Source organism: Chitinophaga polysaccharea (assembly GCF_007829335.1).
GTDB classification, from domain to species: Bacteria; Bacteroidota; Bacteroidia; order Chitinophagales; family Chitinophagaceae; genus Chitinophaga; species Chitinophaga polysaccharea_B.
The window spans coordinates 1,666,343-1,685,795 of the sequence record NZ_VIWO01000001.1 but is presented as its reverse complement, the minus strand read 5'-3'; the positions used below and the strand labels follow the sequence as shown (position 1 = coordinate 1,685,795).

Annotated in this window: 17 protein-coding genes; 8 read left to right on the top strand and 9 right to left on the bottom strand. The window is 44.6% G+C overall.

What is annotated here, in order from left to right:
• Window positions 1-103: 103 nt before the first annotated feature.
• Complete coding sequence (gene htpG / locus FHW36_RS07070; protein WP_145664566.1) at window positions 104-1,933, bottom strand: molecular chaperone HtpG; 1,830 nt, start codon at window positions 1,931-1,933, stop codon at window positions 104-106.
• Between the two features lie 273 nt (window positions 1,934-2,206).
• On the opposite strand from htpG, the gene FHW36_RS07065 reads away from it, so the two are divergent.
• The 8 genes from FHW36_RS07065 (at window position 2,207) to FHW36_RS07030 (ending at window position 9,726) form a co-directional block, all read left to right on the top strand.
• The gene (locus FHW36_RS07065) at window positions 2,207-5,485 is read left to right on the top strand and encodes an Ig-like domain-containing protein (RefSeq protein WP_145664563.1); all 3,279 of its coding nucleotides are present in this window, start codon (window positions 2,207-2,209) and stop codon (window positions 5,483-5,485) included.
• A 206-nt stretch (window positions 5,486-5,691) separates the two neighbouring features.
• The gene (gene rpsF, locus FHW36_RS07060; RefSeq protein WP_211092473.1) at window positions 5,692-6,042 is read left to right on the top strand and encodes a 30S ribosomal protein S6; all 351 of its coding nucleotides are present in this window, start codon (window positions 5,692-5,694) and stop codon (window positions 6,040-6,042) included.
• A gap of 4 nt (window positions 6,043-6,046) precedes the next feature.
• Window positions 6,047-6,319: a 30S ribosomal protein S18 gene (gene rpsR, locus FHW36_RS07055; protein ID WP_133806446.1), complete on the top strand. Its 273-nt coding sequence runs from the start codon at window positions 6,047-6,049 to the stop codon at window positions 6,317-6,319.
• Window positions 6,320-6,325: 6 nt separating this feature from the next.
• Complete coding sequence (gene rplI, locus FHW36_RS07050) at window positions 6,326-6,772, top strand: 50S ribosomal protein L9 (RefSeq protein WP_106527275.1); 447 nt, start codon at window positions 6,326-6,328, stop codon at window positions 6,770-6,772.
• A 193-nt stretch (window positions 6,773-6,965) separates the two neighbouring features.
• Window positions 6,966-7,841: a hypothetical protein gene (locus FHW36_RS07045; protein ID WP_145664557.1), complete on the top strand. Its 876-nt coding sequence runs from the start codon at window positions 6,966-6,968 to the stop codon at window positions 7,839-7,841.
• A gap of 33 nt (window positions 7,842-7,874) precedes the next feature.
• Window positions 7,875-8,498, top strand: a complete 624-nt coding sequence (locus tag FHW36_RS07040; RefSeq protein ID WP_145664554.1) for a rhomboid family intramembrane serine protease — start codon at window positions 7,875-7,877, stop codon at window positions 8,496-8,498.
• 52 nt (window positions 8,499-8,550) lie between these two features.
• The gene (locus tag FHW36_RS07035) at window positions 8,551-9,273 is read left to right on the top strand and encodes a hypothetical protein (RefSeq protein WP_145664551.1); all 723 of its coding nucleotides are present in this window, start codon (window positions 8,551-8,553) and stop codon (window positions 9,271-9,273) included.
• Between the two features lie 51 nt (window positions 9,274-9,324).
• Complete coding sequence (locus tag FHW36_RS07030) at window positions 9,325-9,726, top strand: hypothetical protein (protein WP_145664548.1); 402 nt, start codon at window positions 9,325-9,327, stop codon at window positions 9,724-9,726.
• A 30-nt stretch (window positions 9,727-9,756) separates the two neighbouring features.
• On the opposite strand, the gene FHW36_RS07025 is transcribed toward FHW36_RS07030, so the two are convergent.
• The 8 genes from FHW36_RS07025 to FHW36_RS06990 all read right to left on the bottom strand — a co-directional run bounded on the left by FHW36_RS07025 (window position 9,757) and on the right by FHW36_RS06990 (window position 19,445).
• Window positions 9,757-10,860 (bottom strand): D-TA family PLP-dependent enzyme, encoded by a 1,104-nt coding sequence (locus FHW36_RS07025; protein WP_145664545.1) that lies wholly within the window; start codon window positions 10,858-10,860, stop codon window positions 9,757-9,759.
• A gap of 56 nt (window positions 10,861-10,916) precedes the next feature.
• Window positions 10,917-12,230 carry a gluconate:H+ symporter gene (locus FHW36_RS07020; protein ID WP_145664542.1) on the bottom strand — a complete coding sequence of 438 codons (1,314 nt, stop codon included), beginning with the start codon at window positions 12,228-12,230 and terminating at the stop codon, window positions 10,917-10,919.
• 49 nt (window positions 12,231-12,279) lie between these two features.
• Window positions 12,280-13,557 (bottom strand): ABC transporter permease, encoded by a 1,278-nt coding sequence (locus FHW36_RS07015; RefSeq protein WP_145664539.1) that lies wholly within the window; start codon window positions 13,555-13,557, stop codon window positions 12,280-12,282.
• Window positions 13,558-13,702: 145 nt separating this feature from the next.
• Window positions 13,703-15,076 (bottom strand): NADH-quinone oxidoreductase subunit N, encoded by a 1,374-nt coding sequence (locus FHW36_RS07010; RefSeq protein ID WP_145664536.1) that lies wholly within the window; start codon window positions 15,074-15,076, stop codon window positions 13,703-13,705.
• Window positions 15,077-15,144: 68 nt separating this feature from the next.
• Window positions 15,145-16,581: a complex I subunit 4 family protein gene (locus tag FHW36_RS07005; protein ID WP_145664533.1), complete on the bottom strand. Its 1,437-nt coding sequence runs from the start codon at window positions 16,579-16,581 to the stop codon at window positions 15,145-15,147.
• Between the two features lie 33 nt (window positions 16,582-16,614).
• Window positions 16,615-18,513: an NADH-quinone oxidoreductase subunit L gene (gene nuoL, locus FHW36_RS07000; RefSeq protein WP_145664530.1), complete on the bottom strand. Its 1,899-nt coding sequence runs from the start codon at window positions 18,511-18,513 to the stop codon at window positions 16,615-16,617.
• 55 nt (window positions 18,514-18,568) lie between these two features.
• The gene (nuoK, locus tag FHW36_RS06995) at window positions 18,569-18,886 is read right to left on the bottom strand and encodes an NADH-quinone oxidoreductase subunit NuoK (protein ID WP_079469422.1); all 318 of its coding nucleotides are present in this window, start codon (window positions 18,884-18,886) and stop codon (window positions 18,569-18,571) included.
• 58 nt (window positions 18,887-18,944) lie between these two features.
• Window positions 18,945-19,445 carry an NADH-quinone oxidoreductase subunit J family protein gene (locus FHW36_RS06990; RefSeq protein ID WP_246121090.1) on the bottom strand — a complete coding sequence of 167 codons (501 nt, stop codon included), beginning with the start codon at window positions 19,443-19,445 and terminating at the stop codon, window positions 18,945-18,947.
• Window positions 19,446-19,453 lie beyond the last annotated feature (8 nt).

The following is a 19,453-nucleotide window of genomic DNA, read 5'->3' as shown; positions in this document are numbered from 1 at the left end:
TTACAATATTTTTCTCCTGCTGGTTAAAATGCAGTTTTCGGGGGTTGCTGCAAATTAACTAACAAAAACAGGAAATGAAATATTTTTTTATTGTATAGCTATATTATTTTTTTTCCGCCATCAACTCTACACTTCTATTGACAAAAGCGGTCAGATCTGCGCCGGTCAACAAGTTCTGAGATAATAATGCCAGGTCTGCCAGGTTCTTTATCTGCTTCTGTTGCAAGGTATTATCACTCTCTTTCAGGATCTGGGTATATACCGGGTGATTGGCATTCACCGTCATATTGATTTCGTCGGGCATATTAGCATACCAGTTCATTCCGCCGCCGCCCATGGCTGCCATATCTTTCATACGGCGCATAAACTCAGGGCGTGTAACAATAACCGGTTGCGCTTCAACACTCAGTCCTTTCATTTCCACCTTGATATTGGGCTGGGTCACCTGGGCGCCAAACAGTTCTTTCAAAGTACCTTCCTGCTCCTGCGATAATACAGTAGTCGTGTTTTCTTCTTTATCAATCAGGTTGTCTGCAATATCAGCATCTACGCGGGTGAACGATACATTCTCCCATTTCATTTCCATATTATTGATAAAGGCAGCATCCACCAACGTTTCCATTTTCACTACTTTGTAACCCTTACTGATGGCAGCTTGCACATAGCTATCCTGTTGTACCGGATTGGTAGCATATAAGATGACGAGTTTCTGTTCTTTATTGGTTTGCAACGCCGCAGCGGCAGTGCGGTATTCTTCCTGTGTATAAAACTTACCTCCTGCTACATCTTCCAGCAATAGGAATTTATTGGCTTTTTCCAGGAACTTGTCATCGGTCATCATACCGTATTTCACAAACAGACCGATAGAATCCCATTTCTCTTCAAAAGAAGTACGGTCATTCCGGAATATTTCATCTAATTTATCAGCTACCTTTTTGGTGATGTGTGCGTTGATTTTCTTTACGTTAGGATCGCCTTGCAGATAGCTGCGGCTCACGTTCAGCGGGATATCCGGGCTATCGATCACGCCATGCAGTAACATCAGGAACTCGGGTACAATATCTTTTACTTCGTCTGTAACATATACCTGGTTGGAGTAGAGGTTGATTTTATCTTTCTGTAGTTCGTAGCTTTTGTTGATTTTCGGGAAGTAGAGTATACCGGTGAGATTGAATGGATAGTCTACATTCAGGTGAATCCAGAACAACGGAGGTTCAGCAAACGGATATAATTCCTTGTAGAAATTCTGATAGTCTTCTGTTGTTAACTCACTTGGTTTCTTTGTCCATGCCGGGTTGGTGTTATTGATCTGTGTTCCTTCAAAAGTAACGGGAACAGGCAGGAACTTACAGAATTTTTCAAGGATAGCGCGTACGCGTCCGTCTTCCAGGAATTCTTCACTTTCCTCATTAATATACATCACGATTTCGGTACCTCTGTCTGTTTTGGATACTTCTTCCAGCTCATATTCCGGGCTGCCATCGCATTCCCAGCGAACGCCGGCTGCATCTTCTTTCCATGATCTGGAATAGATTTCCACCTTGCTGCTTACCATAAAGGAAGAGTAAAAACCCAGCCCAAAATGCCCGATAATATTAGTACCGCTTTCCTGTCCTTTGTATTTTTTCAGGAACTCTTCTGCTCCTGAAAACGCTACCTGGTTAATATATTTGTCCACTTCTTCCGCAGTCATGCCAATACCATGATCTGCAATCGTAATGGTTTTCTTTTCTTTATCTACTTTTACGTCAATAGCAATGTCTCCCAGATCTCCTTTGAATTCCCCAACACTGGCTAATGTTTTCAGCTTCTGGGTGGCATCCACAGCGTTACTTACCAGCTCGCGGATAAAAATTTCATGATCGGAATACAGGAACTTTTTGATAATCGGGAAAATGTTCTCTGTTTGAACACGTATAGCGCCTTTTTGCATCGGTTATCTGATTTTTTCTAAACTTTTTCAAAGGGTGTGCCAGCCAGGGTTTAGCTGACAAGATGGCAATAAATATATTAATTAAATTTAAATACGATATAATAAAGCAGAATAATTGCTGATGGCCATCCGGCAAGGAAATACGTTCCCGGAAAAATCCGGAGATCCATTAATGTTAGGGTTATTAACAAAAAAATCATATCCCGGGTAAACTGAATTACGTAGATTTATTTACCGAAATCTGAAACCCTTTTTTTTCATTAAAACCTTACTATGGAAAAACCTCTACTCTGTCTGCTTATTGGCTTACTTATCGGGGGCAACGTGCACGCCCAAACGAATCCTGCAGCACAGTCGCTCCCTTACCAGCAAAACTTTGATGCACTCCCGGCCACGGCCACCATTTATCCTGATGGATGGCAGGGATGGTCGCTAAGCGGGGCTCCCTCCGGCAGCTTCAATACAGCTGCCCCGGCAGCAGATAAGGCCCTGCTCACCGGCAGCGCTTCTTCTACCGGTAATGGCGTATACAACTACAATGGCAAATTGGGATTTCTGAACAGCGGCAGCGTGGATAATGCGCTGGTGATGGCACTCAATACCAGCGGACAACAAAATATCCAGCTGGCCTATGATGTAATGACGATCAGGAATCCTTATGACGGGAGCGCGAATACCCGTATTAATGAAGTGGTGGTACAATATCGTATAGGCAATGCCGGTAATTTCATTAGCTTATCTGAAACTGCCTACCAGAATGATACCATCGCACAAACGGGGCCGGGTATTACCACACCGCAACATAACATCCATCAGTCGGTATTGCTGCCGCCAGCCTGCAGTAACCAATCGCTGGTGCAACTGCGCTGGGTAAACCGGCAAATCAGCGGTGGCGGCTCCAGGCCAAGCTTTGCAGTCGATAATATTCAGGCCAGCGGATCTGGCGCCGATACAACGGCCCCTGTTGCAGGGACACTGATTCCGGCTAATGCGGCTACCGGCGTATCGCCTGTTACGTCTCCCCAGGTTATTTTCAGTGAAAATATCCAGACTGGTACCGGTTATCTCCTGCTGCATAACAGTCAAACCGGTCGGATCGACAGCTTCACCATTAACAATCCAGCCGTTGTTATCAGTAACAATTCACTGACCCTCAAAAAGACATTGCAACCTAACCGTCATTACTATATTACAATTGATAGCGCTGCTGTGAAAGACTTGTCCGGCAATGCTTTTGCCGGTATCCGCGATAGTACGAAATGGGAATTTACCACCGGTAACCAGGAGCTGATCTATCACTTCGATGATTGTACGCCGAGTGGCAGCAGCCAGTTGAGCGGAGGATTCAGTCAATACAGTGTAAGTGGCGCTCAACAATGGGGCTGCACTACCTTTGGACAAAATAATAGTAATGGCGTACAAATAAATGGATACAGCGGCGGAGCGGTTGAAAATGAAGACTGGTTGATTTCCCCTGCTTTCGACCTGACAGGTTTTCATTATCCGCTGTTACAATTCAGCAGTCGTACGGCCTTTGCCGGCCCTTCGCTGACACTGCGTATATCTACCAACTACAGTGGTACCGGCGATCCGCGGGAGGCTAGCTGGACTACGCTGAACGGGCGTTTCCCTGATAGTGGCAGCGATGTATGGAAATTGTCTTCCGGTATTAACCTGGCTGCATTTAAACAAGCCAATGTATCTATTGCATTTGTGTATACCTCCGGCCCGGAAGTACAGGCCGCCCGGTGGACCATTGATGACTTTATACTCAGCGATACCACCGCAGCGCCGGCGCCAACGCTCAACAGCAACCCTGGGGCACTGGATTTCGATTATGTAAAATCAGGACAGTCATCGTCTCCCCAAAATATTCATTTCTGGGCCAATGATTTTACTGCGAACCTTAACATTACCGCTCCTGCCGGCTTCCAGGTATCCCGCGACAGCAGCAATTTTGGCAATACAGTAACCTTTACCACAGGAGAATTGCAGAACGGGCCGAAGGACATATCGGTAAAATTTGTACCTACTGCAGCCGGACAGGCCTATACAGGAAATCTTACTTTTAACGCCGGTAGCTTTGCTGATAGTCATACCCAATTATCCGGTACTTCCTTACGGTCTTTAAAAGTAGTAAACTGGAATATCGAGTGGTTTGGCAGCCCGGTGCAAAACCCTGCCAATGATAGTTTACAGCAGGCCAATGTAACCCGGGTATTACAATCGCTCGATGCTGACATTTTTGCGCTGGCTGAAGTAGTGGATACTGCGCGTTTCCGGGCGGTAGTGAACCAGTTGCCCGGCTATAGTTACGTGCTGTCTGACTTTGGCTCCTATGCCGATAGCGTAACTGATGTAGACTATGTGAGTGCGCAAAAGCTGGCATTTGTTTATAAAACAGCAGTGATCCGTAAGATACGTACCTATGGCGTATTACGGCAAAACGGCAGCAGCAACGCTTATTATAACTGGTCATCAGGTCGTTTCCCCTACCTGATGGAAGCTACTGCCAAATTGGAAAATGATTCTGCCCGTATACAATTTATCCTGTTACATGCCAAGGCCAATACCGGTACTAAACCCGACAAAATCACTTCCTGGCAGCGGCGTAAAAATGGGGCTAAAGAGCTGAAAGATACTTTGGATACGCAGTATCCGTATAGCAATATTATTATGCTGGGGGATTTTAACGATGATCTGAATAAGACCATCACGACAGAATTGTTGCCGGATACTACGACTTCTTATATCGATTTTATGAATGACAGCATTGACTACCGGCCTTTGACACTCCCGTTAAGTTTGTCGGGGCAGCGGTCTACCATTAGTTATTCATCGGTGATTGATAACGTGATAGGCTCCAATGAAACCGGGGTAGCTTATATTCCAGGATCGGCCCGTGTACAAACGCAGGTAGAGAGGTTGGTAAGCAATTATGGCGCTACTACTACCGACCATTATCCGGTGATGAGCCGTTATAATTTACAGATACTGGGTAATCCATTGCCGGTCAACGCATTTGATGCAAGGCCGGATGGCAATAAGGTATTGGTAAGTTGGAAAACGCCTTATGAAATCAACAGCAAATACTTTGTGGTAGAGCGTTCCAGGAATGGCCGGAGCTATGAGGCGGTAGATACTGTGCTGGGACAGGGCAGTATTGCGGGTGCATCGGCCTATATTGCTTATGATGAGCAGCCCTGGCCGGGCTTCTCGCAATATCGGCTGAAAACAGTAGGACTGGACAGCAGTATAAAGTACAGCCCGGTTAAGGCAGTCTTTATGATAGATAAAGACCTGTGGTTGAAGTTATTGTGGTGTATTTTGGGGCATCAGCTGCAATATTGGCTGGATTGGCCGATGAGTGGTCCCGCCAGTGTGTCGTTGATTGATGTACAGGGACGAGTGCGATATGAGGGTAGAACCGAGCTCATCAAGGGAAAAAATTACAAAACGGTCAATATTGATCAATTGCCTACTGGTGTTTATTTCCTGCGGATACAATCGGGAATGCAGGTACAGGTAAGTAAGATTTTCATTAGCCGCTGATCTTTTTGAAAAAACCATATAAATGAGTGACCGCCCCGGGGATTCCCAGGGCGGTTTTTAGTTTCACAACTAATTATTTATCAATAATATATACATTCACCTTCAAATATTTGGCGTTTATCGTGATAAAGATGTGGAAATAAGGAATAGTTCAGTATCTTTGCGGTCCTAATTTTTTTTAATTAAACCATTTAAAACAGGGAATTATGAACTACGAATTGATGGTGATCTTTACCCCTGTGCTTTCTGAGGACGACTACAAAGCGGCTCAGAAAAAATTCGCTGATATCATTAAAGATAACGGCGGAGAAATTACGCACGAAAATCCCTGGGGATTAAGATCACTGGCGTATCCAATCCGGAAGAAAACTACAGGTATGTATGTTGTTCTGGAATATAATGCGCCATCCGACCTCAATGAGAAGCTGAAAATCCAGCTGAATCGCGATGAAAATGTATTACGTCACATGATTACTGTACTGGATAAGCATGCAGTTGCTTACAACGGTCGTAAAAGACATGGCGTAAATGCTGAATCTAAAACCACTGAAGCTTAAAACTATGGCAGTTAAACCTAAACAAGAAATTAAGTACTTAACAGCCGTAAAAACTGAAAAACGTCAGAAGAAATACTGCCGTTTCAAGAAGTTGGGCATCAGGTACGTAGATTACAAAGACGCGGAGTTTTTGAAGAAATTTTTGAACGATCAAGGCAAGATGTTGCCACGTCGTATTACGGGTAACTCCCTGAAATTTCAGCGTAAAGTAGCCCAGGCTATTAAGAAAGCTCGTCAAATGGCTTTATTGCCTTATGTTACTGACCTTTTAAAGTAAGAAGTTATGCAAATTATCTTAATACAAGACGTAGATAACCTGGGTCAGAAAAATGAACTGGTTAACGTAAAGAATGGTTACGCCAGAAACTTTCTGATTCCCCAGAAATTTGCAGTAGAAGCTAGTCCTTCTAACATGAAGCAATTGCAGGAACGCCTGAAAGTGCAGAAAGTGAAAGAAGAGAAACTGCTGGCTGAAATTGCGAAAGTGGTGGAAGTGCTGAAAGCTTCTCCTGTTAAAATTGGCGCTAAGACCGGTACTTCCGGTAAGATCTTCGGTAGCGTAACTGGTGTTCAGATTGCCCGTGCAATTAAAGAACAGAAAGGTTATGAAATTGACCGTCGCCGCATCCACATCCTGGATGATGTAAAAGAACTGGGTACCTACAAAGCTCGCCTCGATTTCGGTAAAGGCAACGAAACTGAACTGGAATTTGAAGTAGTAGCTGAGTAATATTCCAACTTGTTGGAAAAAAGAAAAATCCCAAGCTGATTATCAGCTTGGGATTTTTTTGTGTGCTCTATCATACTCCATTCAGATAATAGCATGAAAAGCTATATCATTGCTTCCTTTCGCAGCCTCAGTAATGCTATCGCTGAAAAACTCAAATCTTCTTAGTATTTTCATGTCCTTATCCGCCTGGCACATGAAAAATGTTATCTACTGCTTATTTATCGTCATTGCTATCTCCGCCTGTAGCACCAACAAATACAAAGCAACCGTACCACGGCTCGCCACGATAGGTATCCAGGGTGATGATATCCCGCAATACTCATTTCATTATGATGAAGCTGGCAACCTGACAACTTTGATACAGCATTACAGTGCGCACGATACCAATGTTCATACTTTTTTTTATGACAGCAGTCATCGTATTACCGGGATGATCGTTTCGAACCGGCACAACCAAACCGATACGATACAAGAACGGGCACAGGTAACCGCCTGGGATAAAGACGGAAATGTGGAAGAAATACGCTATTTCGATGCAGAGAAAAAGCCTTTACGCACAGCAGCCATTCATTGGGAAAAGGGCCAACCATTAGGATTGAAATATTCTGACAGTACCCAGGCCGTGAGTTGGAACTATAAAAAAGCCGATCCTGTACGGAAAGACATTTGTATGGATAGCTTTTCGGGGAAGAAAGAGGAATCCCTGGTAACCTTACGTACCGCCCGGTACGAATGGGATGACTCTATTAATCCACTGCATCCCCTGGTCAATCAATTACTGATGAGCCGAGCGGTAGCCCCGGTGGTCCGTCTCACGCCCCTGTACGACCTTTCAAATACCTTACTCCACCTGGGCACTCAAAATCCGGCCCTCATCAAAATATCTGAAAAGGAAAAATCACATTGCCAGCAACATTACCAGGAATATGAGCGTTATACCACCATGCAATATACCTGGTCTTGCAATAGTCGCAAGTACCCTTCAGGAGCATGGGTACATGTACATAGCGAAGGATTTACCAGGCTTGGGTCAGACACCGATGTGATACTGGAATATAAATACGAATAGTATTATTGATGATTTTTCATTAACTTTTAGGAGATGAAAATCATCAATCGATTAAGGGCTATGCCGGTTACCATAGTACTGATTGGTATAAACATACTGGTTTTCGGCTATACAGCGTTAACAGGTATGGATATATGGCAGGGAAACGGCGGGCAATTACTGCACCTGGGAGCCAATTACTGGCCACTTACCATATCTTCCCATCAGTACTGGCGGTTGCTCAGCAGTATGTTCCTGCACGCAGGGTTTTTTCATCTCTGGACGAACATGATCGGATTATTTATTGGCGGATTTTTCCTGGAGCCCGTCATTCGCAGCGGCAGGTATGGATGCGCCTATATCGTTACTGGTATTGTATCTGATTATATGAGTATCTGGTATCATCAAAGCGCAGTGGGAGTCGGCGCCTCGGGAGCAATTTTTGGCATTTTCGGAGTATTTCTGGCCTTATTAACGACGCCCCTTTTCCGGTGGGAAGTACGAAAGGCTTTCCTGGCTTATATAGGAATATTCGTCGTATTAAACGTAATCGCTGCTGTTGTTTCCGAAGGCGTAGACAACGCAGCACACCTGGCCGGCTTTTTAAGTGGAGCCATAATGGGATATATTTTCTTTTTTACATTAACAGGAGCAGATGGAGAAAGACTATCCCGCTGATCGTCTCCAATATGCTAAATACTTACATTTGCACACTTAAATGCAACAAAAGATGATGAATAAGTTATGGTTCCTGCTTTGTGCAGGCATAATACTGGCGCTGGGCTGTAAGACGAAAAGCAAGAATAATGCAGCCACTGGCAACGATTCCACACCCCGGGCTATTCACAGTACACCAGACGACACGGTTCAACTAGGTGATAAAACATTCTTTGTTTATTTTATTGAGAAAGCAGATTTTGACAAATTTCCTCTTCCTCCGTCAGATTCCAGCGAAGCTCAGGTACTGGCAAAAGATACCCTCGTAAAAAGAGAGGGTAATAAACTGACTATACAACTGCAAAACGGCAAACAACGCATTCTGGCCGATAATAGCAACGAAGGCGAAGAGTATATCGGGTATACTTACGCGGCTAACTATCCATCTATCAAAAGAAAAGGATTTTTTGTCAGCTATTATGAAGGCAGTGCCTTTGCCCTGGTAAATACCCTCGATGGCGACTCTATGATCACCTGGTCTGCCCCCGCTATTTCACCTGATAAAAAGTATATCATGACCGCATGCATGGACCTCGTAGCCGCCTTTGATCCCAACGGGTTTCAATTGTTTAGCGTAAATAACAACGAGATAAAACCTGTTGGCGAAGCCAACCTGGACGATTGGGGGCCGGGTATGGTTCAGTGGATTAACGATAAAACATTATTGTCTGAATACATTACCATTAATGAAGAAGGAAATACGCAGATACGCTATGTAAAATTGGTGATGCAATAAAGACTATTTAGTATATTTAATAGTAATCTCCTGCATCAAACCCACGTACATATGAAAAAACTGTTCACTTCAGGATTATGGCTGTTGCTCACCTGTTCTTTTACAGCTGTAACGCTGGCAATGCCCGTTGACGTTGTGTACCAGAACCCAACCATGAATATAGACGGTACCGCCAGTTCGATTGTCAGTAAACTGGATAAAACACTTTTACTAACAGATGCACAGAAGCCCAAATTACTCAACATCATCACGGGTTATCTGCGCCAGAAAGTAAATATTCAGTCGTTACGCCTGAGCAATGAAAAGGCGTATACCTCTAAAATGAACAGTATGCAAAATGGATTGCACGCTAAACTGAAACCACTATTTACACTCACGCAATACTCCGAATTCCTGGGATTAAAACCCAAATCTTTCGATGACACCAATATCCTGACTCAATTGTACTATTAAGCAAAAGCGCTTAAAGCATAAGGCAAAAAGCTAAATAATAATCTGCCTGTCACGGGCTACAATACGCCAGTTGGCAATAGCAGCATTGTCTTCCACTACATATGCTTTCTCATATAATGCCACCGTAGGGCATATATGGAGCGGTACACCGTATAGCACGGTACCTACCGGGAACTGGCTGGCAGTTTCTACCTTGAGTACCAGATGTTCTTCGCTTTGAGAGATGATTTGTGCAGCAGGCGCATTCAAAAAATGAACACGCGGCTGCGGGCTTTCCGCAGCCACTGATTTATGACCGAGATCAAGACAAATGTGTTGCTCGTCAATGACCGATATTACCCGGCTGAGCACCAACGCTGCCCATTTGAATGGTTGTTCCGGTAAGTTCTTTCCATATCCCCAGTCCCAGAATACAAAGGTACCCGGGCTGCATTGTATATCTTTTCGTTTTGCATGTACCGGGAAGGTGGGACTGCCACCTGCAATAATTACTGGTCGGGGTAATCCGGTATCGGCAATTTGCGTTGCCAGCATAGCTACCGGAGCATACGCCGCATCACATTTTTCTTTTCGTATAGTCATGTCCGTATCATGAATATGCCCGTCATATGCATGTAATCCTACCGGGATTACACCTGGCAGGGTATGAAGATATTGGTATAACTCCAATGCAGCCTGCCCGGGCCGGATGCCGGTGCGGTTCATACCTACATTCAAATCAACATACACTGGTAGACGCCGCCCCTGCGCCGCAAAGATATCGCTGATCGCTAACGCGGTATCTTTGTTATCGGTTACACAGGAAAAAGCAGTTTGCGGATACTTCTGTACCAGTTCTAACAGTCGCACTATTTTAGGTCCCACGGGCTGATAAGCCAGCAGCACGTCTTCAGCCTGCACCATCCCCAGCATTTCTGCTTCTGCTATTGTAGCGCATTTAAAACGTTGTATACCTGCTTCCTGCATCAACTGTACTACTTCCGCGATCTTATTTGTTTTTACATGTGGGCGTAACCGTTGTATATCATCGATCATTGTTTTCAATAAAGCGATATTATCTTTTACCCTGTCACTATAAATAACTATTGCCGGAGAATCTATCTGCGCGGCATTTGCAAGCTGATACCATTCCATGAATAAAAATTTATTTTTTACAGCCCTGTTAAATCATTTACGTTCAGCCGTCAATGTTATACAATCATACTTAATAATAAACACCCGATCAACCCCGTTATAGAAACAATTGTTTCCATCACCGACCAGGTTTTAATCGTATCCTTTACCGACAAGTTAAAATATTCCTTGAACATCCAGAAGCCTGCATCATTAATATGGGAAAACATCAGGCTCCCTGCCCCGGTAGCCAATACCATGAGATTGGGATTTACACCCGATGCAGCAATCATGGGCGCCACTATCCCCGCAGTAGTTAAACCCGCTACGGTAGCCGATCCGATACATACGCGTATAATAGCAGCAATACCCCAGGCCAGCAATAATGGATGCAGATGCATATGTTGTAGAGTATCTGCAATATAAGCGCTTACCTTACTGTCGTGTAATAACTGTGTCAACGCACCCGAACCTCCGATGATAAGAATAATCACCGCTACCTCTCTTACTGCATCATCCATAATACTCATTACTTTTTTTGCAGGCATTCCTCTTCTTAATCCCAGTAAGTACACGCCATTCAACACCGCCAGCAACATCACTATCAACGGCTCTCCCAGCCAGTCGGCTACATGAAACAGAGTACTGTCCTTTGCTACCCATAACTTTGCCAGCGCCGTTCCTGCCAGTAGAAACACTGGCAGCAAGGCGGCAAATAAACTGGTAAACATTCCTGGCAACTGCTCTTCCGGAATGGGCGGAGCAACAAACATCTGCCCCGGAGGATTGGTGTAATGTTTCAGGAAACGCGAAAACACGGGTCCCGCCAATATAATAGCCGGAATGGCCACCATGATGCCGAATAATAAAGTCATTCCCATATTAGCATGAAACTGCTGTATCAGCGCAGTAGGAGAAGGATGTGGAGGCAAATAACCATGCGTTACGGATAAAGAGGCCAGCATGGGAATGCCCAGGTATACCACTGGTAATTTAGTACGTGCTGCCACGGTGAAAATCAGGGGAACCATCAACACAAATCCGATGTTATAAAACAAGGGAATACCTACAATAAAGCCGGTGAGCATGAGTGACCACTGTACATACTTCGGTCCAAATACATTCATCAGGCCTCCGGCAATCTTTTGCCCCGCACCGCTTTCCGCTACCAGCTTACCAAGCATAGCACCAAAAACAATAATGACAATCAGCGAACCCAGCGTTTTACCTATACCTGTTTGAATAGACTGTGTAATGTCTGTTACTTTCATGTGCAGGGCCAACCCCATCAACAAAGACACGATCAGGAAAGAAAGGAAAGTATTGAGTTTGCACCAGGTAACCAGCACTACCAGTAAAAGAATAGCGGCGATAACAACTAATAAGGGCATATGTATTGTTGTTTTACATGAACATGGAAAACAACAAGATAATAAAATATTATTCGTATCTCAAGGCTATAATAGGATCTAATTTGGAGGCTTTATAAGCGGGATAAATGCCAGACACCAGGCCTACGGCCGCACAGAGGCTTACCCCTATTAATATCCACAGCCAGGGGATGATAAAAGAAGATTTCAGTAATGCCGATACAATGTTACCCAGTAACATGCCCATAATAACCCCGATAATACCTCCCATCACACTAATAATAATCGCCTCATACAGGAACTGGGTACGTACTACTTTACTGGTGGCGCCCAAAGCTTTAGTAACACCTATTTCGCGGGTACGCTCCGCTACTGATACCAGCATAATATTCATGAGACCAATAGCTGATCCAAAAAGCGTAATAAAGGCAATAACGATAGCAAAGAGGTTCACTTTTCCCAAACTGGAGAACAACATCTCAGCGATACTATCACTTTTACTCAGCTCAAAGTTATCTTCTTCAGTGATCGCCAGTCCCCGGATAATGCGGAACAACCCGATGGCCTCTCCCTGGGCGGCATCTATTTGTTTGATATCTTTTACCGATACGCCAATCTGGTAGCTGGCATTAGGGCGGTCAAAAATACGCCGGGTATTGTTAACTGTAGTAATCACTACGTTGTCGGCACTCATCATTTTGCTACTTCCTTTGGAAGCTAGCACGCCAATAACGCGGTAGCGGATATCTCCCACCCGGACAGTATTATTTACCACATTCTTCATGTCTTTACCAAAGAGTTTCTGGGCAACATCCTGTCCCAGGATAGCCACATTCCGGCCCGATTGCACATCCAGCTGGTTGAAATTACGTCCCTGGGCTACTTCATAGTTGGAGATCTGCAGGTAGTTTTCATCCCCCCCTATTACCTGTACATTAGGGTTGGTTTTCTTATCATCCTTATACACGGTGGCAATACCGCTGGCCTGGAAAGATACACTTACAATAGCAGGGAATTTATACCGGTCGCGGAAAGCCACTGCTTCAGGGTAGCGGATCACTTTATTACTGTTGGATTTTTTTACCTTCTTGATATTTTTATTCCCCTTGGACGCTTTATTGCCATCATCCCCCATATGTAGCTGCATACCCCGGTTACGAATAGAAAAGCTGTTGGCCCCCATACTCGCAAAGCTGCTGTAAATACTGCTTTTCATGCTGTCGATCGCAGTAAGAATACCCACCAGTACAGTAATACCCAATGCAATAATGGACACAGTAAGACCTGTACGCAGCTTATTGCCAGTTACAGAACGGTACGCCAGGGAAAAAATATCTCTTGCTTGCATAATATCGGGTTACCTATAAAGTTAACGTAATATAGGTATTTAATTCGTTCATTTTGGGATGAGCGGCGTCAGCAGCTGGTCGGTAGCGGCAATAAAAAAGACCGGAGCGTTTGCCCCGGTCTTTCCATTATTTGGTAACTGGTGATTACAGCCAGCAAAGTAACAGGTTCGGGAATAATCCCAATACCAGCACAAGGGCTACTGCCAGTATTAATGCAGCTTTAAAGCCTCCGGAGATGTTTTCTACTTCAGGTTCACCGGTTTTGAAATACATCGCCATGATGACACGGAAATAGTAATACACGCTGATAGCAGCACAAAGCACTGCCAGTATTACCAGCCACAGTAAATGGCCATGCTGGATAGCAGCAGATAATACAAAGTATTTGGCAAAGAAACCAGCTGTTACAGGGATACCTGCCAGGGAAAACAGGAACACTGCTGTTGCAGCGGCCAGCAAAGGCTGTTTGCGGGCAAGGCCGTTGAACCCTTCGAAAGTATAATCCTTCAATTTCATCAGTACGCCAAATACACCAATGGTAGCAATACTGTAAGCGGCGGCATATAACACGATGCCCTGTGTACCCATATCATTCATGGCTACTACGGCAAACAGCATAAAGCCTGCCTGTGCGATACTGGAGTAGGCCAGCATACGTTTTACGCTTTGCTGGAATACAGCGCTGAAGTTACCAATTACCAGGGTTACTGCGGTAATGATAGACAGGATCAGGGTCCAGTGTTCGCTGATGGTACCGCCGGCAAAGCTGCCGTGGAACATCCGTAAAAAAGCTACAAAAGCACCTGCCTTTACAATGGTAGACATGAAAGAGGTAAATACGGTAGGTGAACCATCGTATACGTCTGGTGTCCAGAAGTGAAATGGCGCTGCGGATACTTTAAAGGATAATGCAAATACGATCAGGATAATACCACACAAAGCCAGGGGATGTACACTTTCTGTACCCAGGCCCAAACCGGCGATATCAAAAGTTCCGGCGGCTCCATATATGAGGGTAATACCCATCAGTAAAATACCGGTAGAAAAAGATCCCATCAGGAAGTACTTCAGGGAAGCTTCATTGCCCTTCAGGCTCTTCTTGTCGGCCCCTGCCAGGATATACTGCGGAATAGACATGATTTCAATAGCCAGGAACAACATGAGGAGGTTGCTGAAAGTAGCTGCCAGGGAGATACCAGCCAGGATAAAGAACACCAGGGTAAAATAGTCTGCCACATGCTCTCCTACTTTTTCAAACTCACTGCCGGATAACAGGAAATATAACAAAGTGGCGCCCAAAGCTACCGCATTGAACAACACGCCAAATTTGGTCACTTCAATCATGCCATACATCACATAACCGCCGTGTTCTACAGACGGATACTGCGCCAGGTTAGCAATAAATGCTATAATGATGGCCGCGATGGCAAAAAATTTAATATGCTGCTTATTGCGTACAAATAAACCAACAAACATCAGTACAACGCCCGATAAAGCAGTAGAAATTAGTGCATTCATATTTTTGCGTTACAAAACCCCGTTACAAATTTTTCCATTTCGTTATTCAGTACCTAAATGACCAAATCTCAAAACAATTTATTTACCACTTCAGATGTACTGCTCACCAAATCCAGCATTGGCTTTGGATACACACCCAACACAATTATCATGATCACAACCAGGCTCAAAGCCAGGGTTTCGCCAGGCTGCAAATCTGTAGTGGTGTCGGTTAAGTCATTGCTTTCACCAAATATTACCTTCTGTATCATACCCAGGGTATACACAGCAGCGAGGATAATACCTAATCCCGCAAATGCCATAAACCAGTGATTATATTGGAACAATCCGCTGAACATCAGGAACTCACCGATAAAACCATTGGTAAGCGGTAAGCCGATGTTAGCCAGACTGATAATAACGAGGAAAATAGCCATCCGGGGGGCTTTCCGTGCCATACCACCCATCTGATCCATGTTCTTCACTCCTAAGCGTTGCTGTATCACTTCTACGATAATCCACAAACCAATGATATTGATACCGTGGTTAAACATCTGGATCAGCACACCCTGCAGACTTTGCTCGTTGTTAGCGAAAATAGCAGCACACATTAAGCCAATGTGGGCAATGGAAGAATAAGCAATCAGGCGTTTCAGATCGTTCTGCACCATGGCGATACAGGACGCGTAGATAATACCGATCACACACAGTACAATGGCTACATCCGACCACATAGCGGCGCCTTGCGGAATCACCGGCAATAACCAGCGGATAATGCCAAACAATCCCATTTTTACCATGACACCGGAAAGGATCATCGTAACAGGCGTGGGCGACTGCTCATAGGTATCCGGCTGCCAGGTATGAAACGGAAATATGGGCATCTTAATGGCAAATGCCACAAAGAATAACCAGAATAACCATTTCTGATCATCCGGGTTCAGGTGAATACTACTGAAGGAAGACCAGCTGAAGGAATGATCAGCGGTTTGGAAATACAGGTAGATAATACCTACCATCATCAACAGTGAACCAAGGAAAGTATAGACAAAGAATTTAAAGGTAACGGCTATACGTTTTTCACCTCCCCATAAAGAGCAAAGAAAATAAACAGGTATCAGCGCTAATTCCCAGAAAATGTAAAACTGCAGGGCATCAAAAGCGGTGAAAACACCGGTTAGCCCGGCCTGGGACAATAACATCAAACCATAAAAAGCGCCCGGCTTTTCATAATCGCGGTTATAAATAGTAATGAAAACCAGCAGAGAAGCTATCGCCGTCAATAAGCAAAGCATCACGCCCATTCCATCTAACCCTACACGAAATTGACTTCCCAGCTGCGGAATCCAGTTGGCAACAAGATTCAGACTGTCTGGAGCAGTACGAAAACGGCACCATGCTCCTATTGCTAACACCACTGTTGCCAGCGATGAAATCATGCCCAGCACCTTTGGCCCGGATCCCTTCAGACCAAATGCGATAAGGCCGGCTATGAAAGGAATCAATATTAATAAAACTGTCAACATAATTTATCTGCGCTTGTAACTTCCGCTATTGGTTTATAATAAGAATCCGATCACAAATAATACAATCATACCGATAACCATGGCAAAGATGTAAAAACCTACCAGGCCATTCTGTACCAGGCGAATCCGCTGGCCACCCAGCTGTACACCACGCCCGATACCATTTACCAGTTTGTCGATACCTGCCTTTTCTATCGTATCCCGGAAGAAACGACCCAGTTCATACAATGGTTTCACTATGATAGTATCATACAATTCATCTATATACCATTTGTTTTCCAGCACTTTACCGAAGCCGATGCTCTCAGCGCCGGTATCTTCATAACTCGCAAATTTCCGACGGGCCAGCAGGATAAATACAATCACCAATACACTGCTCACACCCATTAATAACCATTCGGTGTTGTGGGCCAGGTGATGCTCTACTGCAAACGGAGCAGAAGGTGCAAATACTGGCGACAGGTAATCAGCCAGCAGGTTCTTTGTACCAAATACTTCTGGTAAACCTACATAACCACCAAAGATGGAGAGCACAGCGAGAATCACCAATGGAATAGTAATTGCAGCCGGGCTTTCATGCAGGTGATGTTCCTGGTCATGTGTACCGCGGAATTTACCGGCAAAAGTGATGTAGTATAAACGGAACATGTAAAAAGCCGTCATCAGAGCGCCAATCAGTCCCAATACATATAACATGGGGTTGTTAGCATAAGCCTGCGCCAGGATTTCATCTTTAGAGAAGAAACCGGAGAATCCCGGAATACCAGCAATAGCCAGGCAGCCTACCAGGAAAGTCCAGCTGGTAGTAGGCATGAACTTTTTCAAACCACCCATCTTGCGGATATCCTGTTCTCCGCCCATGGCGTGAATCACAGATCCAGAGCCAAGGAATAATAAAGCTTTGAAGAACGCATGTGTCATTACGTGAAACACCGCGGCTCCATAAGCGCCTACACCCAGGGCCAGGAACATATAACCGAGCTGACTCACGGTAGAATAAGCCAGCACTTTTTTAATATCATTTTGTTTTAACGCGATCGAAGCGGCAAACAGGGCGGTAGCCAAACCAATGATCGCTACGACCGTTTGCACATGTGGCGCCAGTGTGTAAATCACGTTGCTGCGGGCAATCATGTAAATACCGGCAGTAACCATGGTAGCGGCGTGGATCAGGGCTGATACCGGGGTAGGGCCCGCCATCGCATCCGGTAACCAGGTATATAAAGGAATCTGGGCAGATTTACCCATCGCTCCTACAAACAGCAGCATGGCAATGGCGCTGAGGATCGTGTTGTTCATGCCCAGCGGCGCTGCTTTGGCAAATACCTCAGGGAAAGTAACCGTACCAAACTGCATGATCATGAAGAAAATAGCAATCAAGAAACCAAGGTCACCGATGCGGTTCATCACAAATGCTTTCTTGGCGGCGTTATTATAGCTGGTATTTTTAAACCAGAAACCGATCAGGAGATAAGAGCAAAGACCAACCCCTTCCCAGCCTATAAACATCATGACGTAGTTGGCGCCCAGCACCAGTATCAACATAGAAAAAACGAAGAGGTTCAGGTAAGCAAAATACCTGGCAAAACTTTCATCGCTTTCATCATGCATGTAAGAAGTAGAGTAGATATGTATCAGGGTGCCCACACCGGTGATCACCAGCAGGAACAGGGCACTCAGCTGATCTACCTGGAAAGCAAAAGGAATATGCAGGGATCCCACACTGATAAAATCAAACAGGGTAACTACCTGTGCAGCAAAACCGGGAGCTTTTACTTCCAGGAATATTAACAGGCTAATCACAAAGGACGCCAGTACAGCGCCGCTTCCAACAAATCCTACCAGGGACTTGGATAAAAATCTGCGTCCCAATCCATTCACCAGGAAACCTAATAATGGTAAAAATGGTACCAGCCAAACTAGATTAATCATTTATCAATTCTATTTACGACGACGAAAAATTCAATAATTAAGAAGAGCAGAATTATTAATTTTTCAGCCTGTTAAGAATGTTAATATCTACTGAGTGTGTATTTCTGTAAACCATTGTAATGATAGCCAGTCCCACTGCTACTTCTGCAGCCGCCACCACCATTATAAAGAATACAAACAGCTGTGCCGATCCGGCATCTACTCTGCCTGCATCTGCCCACATTTTGGAAAATGATACCATCAGCAGGTTCACCGCATTCAGCATCAGCTCTATGCACATAAAGATGATGATGGCATTTCTGCGCATCAGTACACCCATCACACCTATACAAAACAAGGCGATACTCAGGAATATGTAATATTGAACAGGCATAAAATAAATTACGAATTACCAATTAAGCATACCCGGCAGCTCCGCGTATACTCTTTTTCTAGTCTTTTTTACCAATTACAACGGCACCTACCATGGCGCTGAGGAACAGGATACTGCTCACCTCAAATGGCAGCACATATTGTTTGAACAGGATTTGTCCCAGGTTCTTAATCAACCCTACTTCCGTAGGTTGCGTGCTCAATGCAGGCATGCTGGCATCGCGTAAAGCAGCTACCAGTACCACCAGTAAAGCACCCCCACTGATAGCGCCGGCATATTTCAGCCAGTTGCGTTTCTGTGGTTCCAGCTCTGCATTCAGGTTCATGAGCATCAGTACATAAAGGAACAATACCATGATGGCACCGGCATACACAATGATATGTACCACTGCCAGGAACTGGGCATTCATCATAATATAATGCCCGGCTATAGTAAAGAATGTTACGATCAGGCACAACACACTCGTCACAGGATTCTTACTTAATACCACGCCCAATGCTGAAATCAGCGCGATGACCGACAGCACCATGAAAATTATTTGTTGGATACTCATTCCCATCTCTGCTA